The organism is Photobacterium sp. SP02, from assembly GCF_038519165.1.
Lineage (GTDB): Bacteria > Pseudomonadota > Gammaproteobacteria > Enterobacterales > Vibrionaceae > Photobacterium > Photobacterium halotolerans.
The window spans coordinates 14,387-30,331 of the sequence record NZ_JASJOJ010000013.1; the positions used below are offsets into that span (position 1 = coordinate 14,387).

7 protein-coding genes are annotated in these 15,945 nt (G+C 60.0%); all 7 read right to left on the bottom strand.

What is annotated here, in order from left to right:
* Window positions 1–44: 44 nt before the first annotated feature.
* The 7 genes from P0Y67_RS08015 to P0Y67_RS08045 are packed head-to-tail and all read right to left on the bottom strand — an operon-like array spanning window position 45 to window position 15,832.
* On the bottom strand, window positions 45–1,595 hold the full coding sequence (locus tag P0Y67_RS08015; protein WP_342391469.1) for an amino acid adenylation domain-containing protein: 1,551 nt from the start codon (window positions 1,593–1,595) through the stop codon (window positions 45–47).
* A complete protein-coding gene (locus P0Y67_RS08020; protein ID WP_342391470.1) occupies window positions 1,582–8,058 on the bottom strand; it encodes an amino acid adenylation domain-containing protein in 6,477 nt (2,158 codons plus the stop codon). Before P0Y67_RS08020 ends, P0Y67_RS08015 begins: the two co-directional genes overlap by 14 nt.
* A 32-nt stretch (window positions 8,059–8,090) precedes the next feature.
* A complete protein-coding gene (dhbA, locus tag P0Y67_RS08025) occupies window positions 8,091–8,888 on the bottom strand; it encodes a 2,3-dihydro-2,3-dihydroxybenzoate dehydrogenase (RefSeq protein WP_446728814.1) in 798 nt (265 codons plus the stop codon).
* Window positions 8,888–12,010: an amino acid adenylation domain-containing protein gene (locus P0Y67_RS08030; protein WP_342391471.1), complete on the bottom strand. Its 3,123-nt coding sequence runs from the start codon at window positions 12,008–12,010 to the stop codon at window positions 8,888–8,890. Before P0Y67_RS08030 ends, dhbA begins: the two co-directional genes overlap by 1 nt.
* Window positions 12,007–12,924 (bottom strand): isochorismatase family protein, encoded by a 918-nt coding sequence (locus P0Y67_RS08035; RefSeq protein WP_342391472.1) that lies wholly within the window; start codon window positions 12,922–12,924, stop codon window positions 12,007–12,009. The genes P0Y67_RS08030 and P0Y67_RS08035 overlap by 4 nt, the downstream gene beginning before the upstream one ends.
* The gene (locus tag P0Y67_RS08040) at window positions 12,921–14,609 is read right to left on the bottom strand and encodes a (2,3-dihydroxybenzoyl)adenylate synthase (RefSeq protein WP_342391473.1); all 1,689 of its coding nucleotides are present in this window, start codon (window positions 14,607–14,609) and stop codon (window positions 12,921–12,923) included. Before P0Y67_RS08040 ends, P0Y67_RS08035 begins: the two co-directional genes overlap by 4 nt.
* The gene (locus P0Y67_RS08045) at window positions 14,606–15,832 is read right to left on the bottom strand and encodes an isochorismate synthase (RefSeq protein ID WP_342391474.1); all 1,227 of its coding nucleotides are present in this window, start codon (window positions 15,830–15,832) and stop codon (window positions 14,606–14,608) included. Before P0Y67_RS08045 ends, P0Y67_RS08040 begins: the two co-directional genes overlap by 4 nt.
* Window positions 15,833–15,945 lie beyond the last annotated feature (113 nt).

The following is a 15,945-nucleotide window of genomic DNA, read 5'->3' on the forward strand; positions in this document are numbered from 1 at the left end:
CTGACGTCAATCAGGCGGTTTTTTCGTTGTGGCAACAGGTCAGACTAACCGGCAGCGAGCTGCTTGCGATCCACTTTTCCGCTGGCGGTTGTCGGCAGGCAGGCCAGCCAGACAAAACGCCCCGGGATCATATAACCGGGCAGATGGGCCGCAAGCGCCTTGCGCAGTTGCAGGCGGGTCATCTCAGGCGAAGTGGCTTCGCTGCGCTCCCCCTGTTCCAGATACGCGACCAGCATGGCCTGCTCGCCTTCTCCTTCCAGTGTGACCGCAGCATCCCTGACGGCGGCTAACCCGCGCAGCCGCGCTTCAATTTCTCCCAGCTCGATCCGGTAACCACGCAGTTTGACCTGACCGTCCAGGCGGCCAAAATACTGATAGCTGTCATCCGCCAGCCGCCGGACGTTATCACCGGTACGGTAATAGCGCAAACCGTCACTGCGGGTGATGAACTGGCGCGCGGTCAGATCCGCCCTTTGCCAGTAGCCGTCACTGAGCGCCTCGCCATAAATACACAGCTCACCTTCCTGGCCCACAGCGACCGGCTGATCGTTGTCATCCAGCACCAGATGCCCATAACCGGCCAGGCTGCGGCCGATAGTGATCGGCTGATCCGGCTGCACCTCAGCCATCAGTGACCAGACAGTCGCTTCCGTCGGGCCATAGCAATTCCACAGCACCGCGCAGCGCGATAACAACTGCTGCGCCAGCCCGCTATCCAGCGCTTCACCGCCTGTCAGTGCGGTCAGCCCGCTCTGGCCCTGCCAGCCGGTATTGACCAGCATCCGCCAGAAGGTCGGCGTGGCCTGCAGGGTATTGACCGAGGGATAGCGCGCTAAGATGGCGGCAACGGCATGGGGATCTTTATGCTCTTCGCTGCTGGTGAGCCGCAAACGCCCGCCCACCAGTAAGGGCGCAAAAATCTCCAGCATCGAGATATCAAAGGCGATTGTGGTGATCAGCAGCCAGTGGCAACCGGCGTCCAGATTCAGCCTAGCTAGCGCGGCACAAAGAAAAGTCGACAGTGCCTGATAGCTGATCACTACCCCTTTCGGCTTGCCGGTCGAGCCTGAGGTGAACATCATGTAGGCCGTGGTGTGCGGATGCAGCGAAAGCGTACTCATTGGCGCCGCATTGCCCGCCAGCAACGGCCATTCACCTTCAGGCTCCACAGACAGCACCGGGCAGCAAAAGCCGATTGGCGCGAAATCATCCCTGCCCGTCTCCAGCACCGCATCCAACTGCGCTTCATCAGCAATGTCTCTCAGCCGTCCGGCCGGAAACAGCGGGTCGAGCGGCACAAACGCCACGCCGGAAAACAGGCAGGCCAGCAAAGTTGCGATCAGGGTCGGCGAGCGCTCGACATGAATCCCCACCCGATTGCCCGGCTGCAAACCTGCCTGATTCAGTTGCTGCTGAACCCGGCTGACTGCTGCCAGCAATTGACGATAGCTTACCGACTGCTCACCAAAGTCGATCGCCACCCGGCCGGATTCGGCCGCCCCGATCAGGGCGGCCTCCAGCATAGGCGCTAAGTCCGGCGCAGTATCTGCCCGGAACTTAGCCCAAAGCTTAGCCCGATGATTAGTTGCTGACATCCGCCACCTCCTGTTCGGACTGTTGATCCAGCGGCTCTGAACTGGCAGCACTCAGTGCCCGGCACATCGCATCCGGTGTGGCATGCTGATACAGGAAGGCTAAGGTCACAGGCTGCGTGACGCCTACCGCCGACACATCATGCATATTCAGCGCATGATTCAGGCGCTGTACCAGCGTAATGGCCGCCAGAGAATCTATCCCCAGCGCGCACCAAGGCTGATGCCAGTTGTGATTCTCCGGCGTCACTGGCAGCGGGATACTCTGCTGCCAGACTTCACTGACCAGCTCAGCCATTTCAGTTGCAATCACGCCCCGCTCAGGGTGAGCTTGCTCAGGCCGGACTTTCGCCTCCTGATACGGCAGGGTCTGAGTGGTTAGGTCTGCGGGTATAAGCGGCCATGCCTGTTGCGGATCGGCGGCGATCACCTGCAGCAACTCCTCCTGCCACAGCATCAGCACCTCACTGGCACGGGACGGATCGACCTGCGCGCCATCAAATTCAAAGCGCAGCGACAGCTGACCGCCCACTTCATTGACCACCAGGCTAAGCGGGATCTCCACTTTTTCAAACGCCGGGCCAAACTCGGGACGCAGTCGCCCGTCGGCCGTCTCGCTCTGACGATTGGCATCCGCCTCAGCGCGCGGGTAGTTCTCGTAGACAAACACGCTGTCAAACAGTCGGCCCCGTCCGGCCTGCAAGGCCATCAGCGACTGGGTCGCATGCTGGTTCAGCGCCATGGCCTCGCCCTGCAGCCCGAGCAATTGCTCGGCCAGCGACGCCTCATTCTGCCAGTGGATGATCAGCGGCAAGGTGTTGATATACAGCCCGACACTGGCGGCAATCCCGTCCACAGGCGCATCACGCCCCGGCACCACATTGCCCACTATGGTGGTGGTTTTCGATGACTGGCCGGTCAGGCGGGCAACCAGACGGTGCCAGGCAAACTGCGCCACCGTGCTGTGGGTTACACCGACCTGACGCGCGAAATCTTGCAACGACGCCTGGGCTTGCGCGCTCAGCACCGTTTTCACCACTTCTGGCTGCTGTTGCAGCGGTGATGAAGCGAAATCCGGTCCGAACAGCGCCGTTAAATCATCGGCCTGAGCGGTTGTCAGTGCTTTACCGGCCCAGAAGGTCGCCGTCTCAGGCTGGCTGCTGGCGGCATACTCGGCATGGGCCAGATAGGCCTGATCGACCGGCAGCAAGGCGGCCAGATCGTCGCTATTATGATCCGCCAGCGCCTCATAAGCCTGATGCAGCGCCGCAAACAGACGCGGACCACTCCAGCCGTCAATCACAGCATGGTGACAGCTGAAGATCACCCGAATATCCTCGTCGGCCAGACGGAAGCAGCGCACGCGCAGTAAAGCATCGCCATCGAGCGCTATACCGCGCTGACGATCATACTGGCAGTATTCGGCGATCAGCGCCTCGGCATCGTCCTCGCCGGTCAGATCCACCACCTCAAACGGCAGTACCAGCTGACGCTGCACCACCTGGATCAGCTGATTACCGGCACGATAAGGGCCGCTCAGCACAGTGCGCAAAGCCGGGTAAGCGGCCACAACCGCTTGCCATGCCTGCTGGTAACACGCCAGATCCAGTGGCTGACGGTAGCGGATCGGCGTCTGCAGCAGATAGGCTTCATCGTCCGGGCAACGCTGCTGATGGGCAAACATGCTTTGCTGCAGCGACGAGGCCGGCAGCAGCGCTTCAATCTCAAACCGCTTGCTCAGCCTGTCCAGCTCCGGCTGCGTCAGGCTCACCAGCGGATAATCCGATGGCGTCGACTGCCGTCCGTGCGATTCAGCATGCTGCTCACAGTATTGGATCACGCTCAGCAGGCTGGCTTTGAACGCCGCCATGAACTGCTCGCTCAATGCCTGATCCAGCACCCCGACCTGGCGCAGCGTCAGCTGGCCGTCGTAGATCCCGCCATGCAGACTGAGCAGCTCCGCGCCCGGGTTCAGCGGCGAAGCGGTCTGCCCCGGAATCACAGGCAAAGGACGCCACAGTTCGGCCTGCTGGCCCTGCTTCTGGGTCTGACGGCCGAGATAGTTAAAGACAACCGGCGAGAAGGTCAGTTGCTCACCCTGAGGGTGATAGCAGCGCAGGGCATTGAAACCAACCCCGTTATCCGGGATCTGACGCAGGGTTTCTTTGGCCTGCTTGATGGTTTCAGCCAGTGAAGGCTGCACCGCCACAGTGCATGGATAGGTACTGGTAAACCAGCCCACGGTGCGGCTGACATCCAGCTGCGCGCCAATCTCTTCCCGGCCATGGCCTTCGAGCATCACGGTTGACTGCTCCCCCCAGCCCAGCGCCTTGAGCGTTACGCTCAGGGCCGACAGCAGCAGGTCACGCACCTCAGTGCTAAACGCAGTATTGGCCGGCCCCACCAGACGGTCGGTCTGTGCCTGATCCAGCTGCAGCAAGGCCTGACTCGGAATGACGTTACCGTCATTGTCTGTATTGCGTGTGGCAGGCAGCGCGCTGCCAGCGCCATTACGGGCGCTCTCGAGCTGGCTGTACCAGTAGTCAAACTGCGCCGGATGATTATCGGCATAGTCCTTCAGCGCCTCGCCCCACTGACGGTAACTGGAGGTTTTATCTGCCAGCGGCAGCCCTTGCGACAACCGCTGCAGATCGTCAGCCAGGATCCGCCAGGACACCGCATCCACCACCCAGTGGTGCAGCGCCACAAACAGACCGGTCTGAGACGTCGCGCCCTCCTCACCCGGCAGATGGCGGATCCGCGCCCAGGCCATGACAGGCCCGTGCTCGAGATCAAACTGCGACTGCAGCGCGGTCAGGGCATCATAAAGCTCATCTTGCGTCATGGCTGCCGCATCCAGCTCTGTCAGCTCAGGCACAGTGACAGAGGCCTGATAACGCTGACGGCGCACGCCATCCTCTTCCGTGACCCGCAGGCGCAAGGCGTCATGATGGGCCAGCAAGCGGCTCATCATGTCCGTCAGGCGGGCCGTATCCAGATCCGGAATCGCCAGTACCACCGCCTGATTCCAGTGCGCCGGACGGGCGAAAGGCTGGGCATCGAACCAGCGCTGGATCGGATGCAAGTCAAAGGTGCCGGACAGCTGGCCCTGCTCAGCATCGACCGCCCGCTCCGTCTCAGCATGCGCAGCCAGGGTGCGGCACAGTTTACGTACCGTCTTGGCTTCAAACACATCTTTGACGGTACAGGCAAAACCGGCATCGCGCAGGCGGGTATTGAGCTGGATACTCAGGATCGAATCGCCACCGAGGCGGAAGAAATCATCTTCCACGCCCAGTTCGGTATTGAGCACCTCGCGCCAGATCGCCAGCACCTGGGCTTCCGTCTCCGTTTCCGGCTGAGCACCTTCACCCGTCACCCGCTGGCGGGCCGGCAGGCGGCTGATATCCAGCTTGCCGTTGACGGTCAGCGGCAGCTCCTCGAGCACCAGCAGCTCTGCCGGCACCATGTATTCCGGCAGAATGCGGGCCGCGGCGGACAGGATCTGGCCCGGATTCGGCTGCTGCTGAGCCACCACAGATGAGGTTTCCGCGGTGGCATAGGCCACCAGCTGGCGCTGCGCGCCTTCACCGGCGACAATCACCCGCACCTGATGCAGCTGCGGCGCCACTTTGGCGATCTGACTTTCAATCTCGGCCAGCTCAATCCGGTAACCGCGCAGTTTGACCTGCTGATCTATCCGCCCCAGGTATTCCACCTCGCCGTTATTGAGCCAGCGCGCCTTATCGCCAGTGCGATAGCAGCGCACCGTCTGTCCGGCAATTTCCACGGTCACAAAAACTTTGGCCGTCAGTTCAGGCTGGTTCAGGTAGCCCCGCGCCAGACCCAGACCGGCCAGACACAGCTCACCGGCAACCCCCACAGGGCACAGCTGGCCCTGCGCATCGAGGATCAGCGCCTGGGTATTATCGACCGGATGGCCGATAGTCACCGGCTCCCCGGGCTGCAGCTCTTTGACCAGCGCGGTGACGGTAAATTCAGTCGGGCCATACATGTTGAGCAGGCGCAGTTTGCCCTGCCAGCTGGCCGCCAGGGTGGCCGGACAGGCTTCGCCGCCAAACGCGACTGTGTTGAGCGAGCTCAGCGGTCGGGGGGCCATAGCGGCAAACAGCGCAGTCGAGCTGATCATATGCGTGGCGCCGTGTGCCTCGGCCTGATCGAGCAAGGTGTCATCCGGCTCGCCGAGCACCAGCTGCGATCCGGCAAACAGCGGCAGAATGGCCGTCATGTTCCCGGCATCAAAAGCCAGCGACATAGGGTTAAACATCACGCTGTCTGCGGTCAGCACCAAGCGGGCAGTATGATCGGTCAGCACATTGACAAACGCGCCGTGTTCGACTTCCACCCCTTTCGGCAGACCGGTCGAGCCCGAGGTATAAATCACATAGGCCAGATCGTCCGCGCTGACTGTCACGGCAGGCGGGGTCTCCGGCAGCAGGGACAGTTGCTCAGCCATGGACGGCGCTGTGACATTAATCACTTTGCTCCCTGTCAGCGCGCCATGGGACTCCGCAAACTGCGCGTCCGGGGCAATGATCAGGGTCAGTTGCGCGTCATCGACCAGGTGCTGCAGCCGGGCAGTCGGATAGGCAGGATCGAGCGGCACATAGCTCATGCCAGCTTTCCAGGCCGCCAGTGCCGCCACCGCATACTGAGTGGTCCGGCTGGCGACCACGCCAATTTTGTGCTCCGCAGGCTGAGCTTCGCTGTGCGACTGCTGAGCCAGCAAATAATGCGCCAGCCGGTTCGCCGCCTGCTCCAGCTCCTGATAGCTCAGGGTCCGGTCCAATCCGGTCACGGCCAGCTGAGCCGGACACTCTGCCGCATGACGGCTCACCTGCTGATGGATCAGCAGCGGGGCATCGGCGCGGGCCGGCAAACCTGCCAGTGCCTGAGCGATGCTGGCCTGATGCGCTTCATCCACCACAGGCAACTGCATCACATTGGCCAGAGGCGCGGCCAGAATGCCGTCCAGCAATTTCAGGAACATGTCTGCAAAGCGGGCCACGGTCTGGTGTTCAAACACCCCTTTGCTGTAGAGCCATTCCAGCCGGACGCCGTCCACCAGCTCGGTGACTTTCAGTGACAAATCGGTTTTTGCCGGCAGTACCGGCGAGGGCTCTTCCACCGCGCCACAGCCGGGGATCAGATCGTTAAAATCTACCTTGGCCTGATAGACCAGCATGATCTGGAAGATCGGGTTCAGGGCTGTGGTCCGGTCGGCCCCGATCGCTTCGCTCAGCGATTCAAAGCGGAACAACTGATGATCAAACGCCGCCAGATCCTGCTCACGGCAGTAACGCAGGTAATCGGCAAAGCTCAGGTGCTCATCAAGCTGAGTGCGCAGCACTATGGTATTGACGAAAAAGCCCACCACATCTTCGATATCGGCGCGCTCACGGTAGGCCAGCGGTGTCCCGATCACCACATCCTTATCGCCACCCAGACGGGCCATCAGCAGCGAGAACACCGCATGCAGGCCGATAAAATAAGAGCAGCTGTTCTGCTGACACAAACGCTGAAACTGCTGCCACTTCGGCAGGGAGATTTCAGAGAACACCAGCGCACCGTCATTGTTGTGACTGGCCGGACGCGGTTTATCCAGCGGCAGGGCATGCACTTCCGGGATGCCTTTCAGGCGCTCGACCCAGAACGGACGAAACTCTTCGTGATAGTCACGAAAAGCCGGAGAGTTGAGCCAGTGGGCGTAATCGATATAGTTGACGGCTGTCGGTTTGACCGGCTGCTGCTGGTTATTCTGATAGGCCAGAAAAGCCTGCTTGAAATCGGCAAACATGTTTTTTACCGACCAGCCGTCTGAAATAATGTGGTGCTGGGTCAGCATCAGCAGATGCTCTTCCTCTCCCAGCCTGACCAGTTCGACCCGGGTCAGCCCGCCCTGTTCCAGATCAAACGGCCGGTAAATGTCCTCTTCGACCATTTTCAGCAGTGCCTGCTCGCGCGCCGCTTTGTCGAGATGGGACAAGTCATGGTGAATCACCGTCAGCTCAGTCTGCGGCGCGATATGCTGCTCGCCTTTGCCCTGGCTGTTGCGCAGAAAGCGGGTTCGCAGGCTGGCATGCTTTTGTGCCAGTGCCGAGAAGGCGTATTCCAGCGCGCCGACATCCAGCTTGCCGGTGAGACGAAAATGCACCGGCATGTTGTACAGGTGCGAGTTGTCTTCATATTGCTCAATAAACCACAGGCCGCTTTGCGAGAAAGAAAGCGGCCCGGAGGCCGCCTGTTGTACCGGAATGGGTTGCTCATAGGCCTGGCGGGCGCTCAGGCAACGGATGATGGCGTCTTTGTTGTCGCGGATCTGCTGTCCGATTTGCGGCGTCAGTGCCTGCTTGCTGCACTGAGAAATCAGCTGACCTTTCTCGTTCAGTGCCAGCCGGACGCCTTTGCGCTCAAGATCCGCCAAAAATGAAATCATGTCTGTCATTGTGTTTTCCTGTTTCACTGTTGGGCGCCTGCTCAGGCGTTGAGAATGGCCCCGCCGTCCACCACGATATCCTGCATGGTGACATGGCTGGCCAGATCGGAGGCCAGGAACACCACAACCTGAGCGATTTCCTGTGGCTGAGCGATTTTGCCAAGCGGAATGCCCAGCTTGAACTGCTCGGGGAAACCGGCAATAGTGCGCTGCTCGGCATCCTCGCTGTGCCACAGTGAGCGCTGCATCTGGGTATCGGTCGAACCCGGTGACACCAGGTTGCAGCGCACGCCATAAGGAGCCAGCTCCAGGGCAGCGCAATTGGCCAGGCTGCTCAGCGCCGCCTTGGACGCGCAATAAGCGGTCATGTGCTGGCGCGGAACGTGCGCCGCATTAGAGCTGACCGTCACCACAGCGCCGTGACGCTGCTGCTTAAACACAGGGATCACCTGCTGCAGCAGGTAAAACACACCGGAAGCGTTGACGTTAAGGCAGGTGTGCCAGTCATCCACTGACAGCTCCTCAGTCTGGCCCATCCGCAAAATCCCGGCGACATTCGCCAGCACATCAATCACAGGGAAGGCAGCCAGAATCCTCTGCGCCACTTCTCTGACTGCATCCGGGTTGCTGATATCCACCTCATAGGTGGCAAACGGGTGTTCAGTGCCCGCTTCACGTGCGGCGCTGAAATCTATATCCAGGCCGATAACCTGAGAGCCCAGCTGGTGGAAGCTCATGGCGACCGCGTGCCCGATGCCACGAGCGGCACCTGTCACCCAGACCACTTTGTTCTCGAACTGACCGCTGAAGGTCATTGCTGTTTGCTGCTGCGCTGCCATCACCACACCATCTCCACTTCGTCTTCGCTCTGTTGCTGCATCTCATCGAGATAGCGGCAGAAATCACTCAGTACCGGGCGGTCAAACACATCGGACACCTTGATGCTGACCTCAAACTCCGCGCCCAGACGGTTCACAATCTGAATGGTCTGCAAGGACTGTCCGCCCAGCTCAAAGAAATTATCCTGCGACTGAATCGCGCTGACCCCGAGGATCTGCTGCCAGACAGTGCCGACCCGGCTTTCGGTTTCGCTGGCCAGCACCTGCTCGCCGCTGTCATTCTGATAACCGGCCAGTAAGGCTTTGCGATCCACCTTGTTGCTGCCGGTTTTCGGCAGGCTGGCAAAAAAGCGGAAATCGGTCGGGATCATGGCCGGAGGCAGGCTGGCCTGCAGGGCTTTCTTGATGCTCAGGGCATCAAGACTTTCGTGCCCTTCACCAGCGACAAAGGCCACCAGACGGCGGATACCGTTGTCGAACACCATGCCCTGTACGCAGGCTTCGTCGATCCCGTCCAGAGCCAGCAGATGGGATTCCACTTCGCCCGGCTGAATGCGGTAACCACTGATTTTGAACTCGTTATCAATACGCCCCAGATAAATCAGCTGCCCATCCGTCAGAGTGACCCGATCGCCGGTGCGATAAGCCCGGCGCTGTTCATCACCCACCTGCAGGCTGGTAAAGGCCGGATGGGTCTGTCCCAGATAACCGTCCGCCAGGGTGTCACCCAGAATAACCAGCTCACCTGAGCTCGCCGGACGGGACTGCGCATCCAGCACCAGAGCTTCAACCCCGGGCAGCGGCAGGCCAATCGGTAACTGGCTGTGCTCACCGTGAAAATTCTGCAGCTCGCTGCAGGTGGCCACTACCGTGGTTTCCGTCGGGCCATAAGTGTTAAACAGACGCACGCCGTTCGCGATACCGGCCTGCTCAACCACTTTCTGCCACTGGGCCAGCGGCTCGGGGTACACGGCTTCACCGCCGATAATCACGCCTTTGAGCGTGTTCGGCAGCGTAGCTGTGCCCGCCTGCAGGCTGACCACCCATTCGTTCCAGAACGCGGTCGGCAGATCCAGCAGGCTGATCCCGGCGGCTTGCACCGAGTCAGAAAAGCTTGCCATCGACTCCAGCATGGCATCGGTCCGCAGTACCAGCGTGGCGCCCTGACTTAAGGTGACGAAGATTTCTTCAATGCTGGCATCGAAGTTAAACGGCGCAAACTGCAACACCCGATCGCTCGCGTTGATGTCATACCGGATGGCAGCGGCGGCCACGAAGTGATTCATCGCATGATGGCTGATGGCCACGCCTTTTGGCTGTCCGGTCGAGCCGGAGGTGAACATGATGTAGGCCAGATCCGAGCTTGTCGTATCCGGCAAAGCCACAGGCGCCGCATGCAGATGACCGGCCAGCTGAATCGTGACCGGCAGCACCGACAGACGGTGCTGGTGCTGGGCTTCCGTGATCAGGGTGCGGATCCCGGCCTGACTGACGATGCTGCTCTGACGCTCAATCGGCTGCTCAGGATCCAGCGGCACATAGACCGCGCCGCTCAGCATCACACCCAGTACAGTGGTGATACACGGCAGAGAGCGACTCAGCGCCACCCCGACTTTTTCCCCCGGCTGAACGCCCTGTGCCAGCAAGGCGCTGGCAACAGCATCGGCTTTTTCTATCAGGCTCTGGTAGGTCAGCGACATGCCGTCCTGCTCAAGCGCAATCGTGTCCGGCTGCTGAGCGGCATGGCAACGGATTGCGGCCAGCACTGAAGTCACTTCAGTCTGCCCGTGTTTTTCACCTTGAATCATGGCGTCCAGTCGCGCCTTGGCATGCAAGCTACACAGCAGAGTGTCTGTGCTCTGGCCCGGTGCCGCTAACCAGTTCGCCAGCAGGCTCAGCAGTTCCTGTTGCAGATTCGCCAGCTCGCCTTGCTCGTACACCGCCGGGTTGGCATCAAAGTCCACCACCGGCAGCCCTTCCGATTTACTGTGCAGCTCGATGGTCAGATCTTCCACCGGGCCCGCGCTGAGATTTAGGGTATCGGCTGCCAGATTGGCGTACTGCAGCGGATGATCGAACGGCATGATGTTGATCAGCGCGCCGTACAGACGCTGACTGCCGCCGACCCGGTTCAGATCACGGCGCAGATCTTCATAGCGGTAGTGCTGGAAACGGCGCATTTTCTTTTTGTGCGCCGCCACTTTGCGCGCCACAGTCAGCAGATCGTCGTCGCCGCACACCTCGACCACCAGCGGCACTATGTTCATCTGCATGCTGGGTACGGTCAGCGATTTAGAGCCCAGGCGGTTCATCACCATCATGCCCAGCACCACCTGCTCGGTGTCGCTGTAGTGACGCAGATGGGTGCAGAGCGCGGCGAGGAAAACATCGACCCAGGTCAGCTGATGCTGTTCGGCCAGGCTCTGGCACTGCTGCCAGAGGCTGTCGCTGAAGGTGCTGCTCTGGCGGTGAAAGCGGGCCGCAATCGGCGCCACATCACGGCTGTACGATGAAGGAGCAGTATTGCCGGCCAGGGTCTCGAGCCAGAACTGGCGGGCTTTGTCATAGGCGCCTGAGTCGCGACACTGCTGATCTTCATCCAGCACCGCCTGAAACGATCCGAACGGCGACGGCGTGACCGGCACACCCTGTACCAGCAGAGAATAAATCTCGGCGATCCGCTGGAAGACCAGGGTGGTGCCGAAGCCATCCAGCGCGATATGGTGGACGCAGTTATAGAGATAATCCTGCTGCCCGCCGCGCAGCAGGGCAAAGCGGCCGGGCAACTGCTGCTCAAGATCGAACGCCTGCGTCATATCCTGCTCGGCCCAGCGGCGCACTGCCGCGAGCTCGGCGTCCTGTCCACCGCACGGTTCGAGATCCACCACCGCAAACGCCACAGGCTCTGAAGCAGCAACCCGATAAGGCTGCTCGTTCTCGCTGCGGTAATAACAGGACAGGCACTCGCTTTCCACCACCGCCTGGCGCACAGCAATCTCCAGTTTGCCGGCATCCACTTTGCCGTCAAACACAATACATTCGGCGGTGTTAAACAACGCCTTGTCTTCGTTGAGGGTATGCCCCAGCCACAACCCGTGCTGAGCAGTATTGAGTGCTGTCATCCCTGCACCTCCTTGTTCACATTGTCCAGCGCTTGTTCCAGTAAGCCCCACCAGTGATTAAAGGTCGGGGTTTCTGCCAGCTGGACAAAATTCATCACCACCCCGTGCTTACGCCATTCGGTGATCAATGACATGATCTGCACCGAATCCAGGCCGTAGTCGATCAGGTTCTCCTCAGGATCAAACTCGTCTTCCTCTTCTTCCACCAGCCTGGCAATGCGAGCCAGCAAGCCGCTGCGGGTCAGCACTTCCGGCAACTCGCTGTGCGGTGAGCCAGCCCGCTGAGCTGTGCCGATCAGCGAAGCGGTCGAGACCACCATACCGGCACGACCGGCGACATACCTGAGCGCCATTTCATGCTCTTCCAGTGAGAAATCGGCAATCGCATCGCCGATCATGAAAGGCTTGATGTCGCGCATAAAGGCGTCCACCGCCGTCATCAGGCAGCCAATGTGGCCGTAAATACCGCCGATCAGCAGCTGATCACGGCCCAGCTCTTTGAGCATGTGTTCCAGCGGCGAGCGCTGAAACGCCGAATAACGCCATTTGTCGAGCACGGTATCGCCCGCTTCCGGCGCCAGCGCCGCAACCACTTGTTGCAGCTCAGGAGATTTGTTCAGGCCCGGCCCCCACATGTCGTTCAGCAAGGCCCGGTCTGCCATGTTCTGCTCTTTGGGCTGGGCGGTGTAGATCACCGGAATGCCGTTGGCTTTACAGAAGGCTTTCAGGGCCACCAGATTGCTGAGCAGGGTCTGCATCAGGGCGCTGTCACGCTCATAGAAACTGACGAAGTACTCCTGCATGTCGTGGATCAGAAACGCCGCTTTTTGCGGCTCAAAGGCCCACGACACTTTGTTAGCAGGAAAGGCCTCGGCAGCAGGCATGGTATAAGTCGGTAATGCTGGAATAGTCATGATAAAACGTCCTTTTCTGGCTGAGGCTGTGACTGGGCTTGAACCTGGTTGGCAATGAGCTGACGCAGGGCTTTTTTGTCAATTTTGCCGACGTGCGTCATGGGTAAGGCGTCGAGTTTCTCGATCCGGTCCGGCAGCTTGTAGTCGGCGATGCCGCACGTCCGCAGGTGCTTTCGGATACTGAGGGTTTTCAGCTTGGGATTTGTGGTGACAATAAAGGCGCAGCTTTTCTCGCCCATCACCTCATCGGGCATGGCAACCAGCGCCGCCTGAGTGATTTCCGGCAGAGCCAGCAGCTGGTTTTCGATCTCTTCCGCCGCCACTTTTTCGCCGCCGCGGTTGATCTGATCTTTGTCGCGGCCGACCACCATCAGATAGCCGTCTTCGGTCATCACCACCACATCGCCGGAGCGGTAGAAACCGTCCTGATCAAACGCGACGCGATTGTGCTCCGGGCTGTTGTAATAGCCACGGAAGGTATAAGGGCCGCGGGTCAGCAGCGCGCCGGGGGTACCGCGCGGGACATCCTGGCCGTCTTCATCCACGATCCGCACTTCGTCATCGTCGCTGATCGGGCGTCCCTGGGTATTCAGCACATGCCACTCGCTGTCGTCAAAGCGGGTGTAGTTGACCAGGCCTTCGGCCATGCCGAACACCTGCTGCAAACGGCAGCCCAGTTCGGGCTCAATACGACGGGCAAGGCTTTCCCCGAGCCGGGCGCCGCCGACCTGCAGCCATTGCAGACTGTCCAGCGCCGAGCGATCATCCGCGGCCGCCTGCAGCCACAGGGTGACAGCCGGTGGCACCAGAGAGGTCATGGTGACCTGGTGACGCTGGATCAGCGGGAAGCAGGTCATCGGGCTGGGCTCTGCCGCCAGCACCACAGCACCACCGGCGTAAAACACGCCCAGCGCGCCCGGTGAGCTCAGGGTAAAGTTATGCGGCGCCGGTAGCGCGCACAGGAAAACCGTGTCGCTATCCAGCTGGCAGATGTCTGCACTGGCACGGACGCTGTAGTAATAGTCGTTATGGGTACGGGGGATCAGTTTCGGGGTGCCGGTACTGCCGCCGGACAGCTGGAAAAAAGCCACCTCAGAGGCCGACAGATCCGGCCAGCTCAGATCCTCGGCAGCCTGAGCATTAAGAGCGCGGCTCTGCGACGGTGTACCTGCTGCTATAGCCGCGGCTAACGAGTCGCCGAAACCGGCATCGCCATCGACCAGCCAGTGCCTGAGTGAAGGCACCTGCTGGCTCAGCGCCTGGGCAAACTCACCATCCGCAAATAAACTGTGGCAGGCCGAGACGATCGCCAGTGTCGGCCGGATCTGCTCGGCATAGGCGGTCAGTTCATGCCGGTTATGGCTGAACAAGGCATTCACCGGCACCACGCCCAGTTTCATCAGAGCAAAGAAAACAATGTAGAACTCTGCCACATTGGGCAGATGCACCAGTGCGGTCTCACCGGGTTTCACCCCCAGTCGCAGCAGGGATGCCGCCAGCCGCTCGGCATCCTGCTCAAGCTGGCGATAGGTCCAGCTGCGTTCACCGCACATCAGCGCCCAGTGATCGCCTCGTTCTTCCAGGTGGCGCGTCAGGATGTCGGTCATCGGCACATCGGTCCAATAGCCTTTCCGGCGGTACTGATCGGCAAACGCCGGCGGCCAGGGCGTAAAGGCAATACTCATGCTACCCCCTGCTCGCCCAGCCCGAAGGCGTTGAGCATAGTGCCCAGCTTGGCTTCGGTTTCCGCCCATTCGGCCTGCGGGCAGGAGGCGTCGACGATACCGGCCCCGGCGAACAAGCGAACGGATTTCTCGCGCACTTTACCGCAACGGATAGTGACCGCCCATTCGCCATTGCCCTGCGAATCGCACCAGCCCACCATGCCGGTAAACATGCCGCGCTCGTAGCCTTCCAGCTCTTTGATCGCATCACGTGACAGGTTGAACGGAAAGCCGCAGACCGCAGGGGTTGGGTGCAGCAGGCACGCCAACTGCAGCACGTTATAAGCTGACGTTTCTGACTGCGCCGTTTGATTTTCCGGCGTGTTGAGCTGGCCTTCAATCCGGGTCGACAGATGCCACATGGTCGGGGTGTTGATCAAAGACGGACCGGCAGGTACATCCAGCTCACGGCAGTAAGGCTTGAGTTGCTGGGCAATTTCATCGATCACCAGACGGTGTTCATACCTGTCTTTGACCGATTGCAGCAGCGCTTCGCTGACTTGCCGATCGGCGTCCGCACTGGCCTGACGCTTCGCCGAGCCCGCCAGCGGATTGGACAGAATCTGCAGCCCTTCCTGGCGGATCAGCAGCTCAGGGCTGGCGCCCAGCAACACCGACTGATCCTGTTGCGGAATGGCGAAATGGAAGCCGGTCGGGTTTTGTTTGATCAGGCGGGCCAGAATATCATTGGCTGATATGTCATCGCTCAGCTCAATATTGAGCACCCGTGACAACACGGCTTTTTCCAGTTGGGTGCGCTGAAATTTTTCCACCGCCTGCGCGACGGCCTGCTTGAACACAGACTCTTCCGGTTCACTGCGCCTGGCTAACACCTGCAAAGGTTTGCTGGCTGACATCCCGCTGAACTCGCCAAAGGTGTCCGGTTTGTGCTCGGTCACTTCGACAGATTCGGGAATATACAGGCAGGAGGGCTCAGAAACATCAAACGGAATCGAGCCGATCAGAATGGGGTTGTCAACGCCTTTGGCTTTTTCTTCGGCGAATTTCTGTTGTATGACCTGCTGGAATTCACTCTGGCTGTGCTCACCGTGAATGGCAGGTGTGGTGATAATTTGGCTAATCCCTTTACCTCTGACTGTTCGGTACACAGACGAGAAGAAAAGATCACTATTCGGTGAGAATACCGGATTCAGTATTGGATTCTCACTTTGAGTATGTTGCATGTCACAACTCCCTTTTTACGCAAGAATATGTGCAGCTTATGACGCATCGCAAACTGGCTGATTGAGTGTTAATTCGTTAGGGCTTTAATTGTTAGAAAGTGACATCACATTGC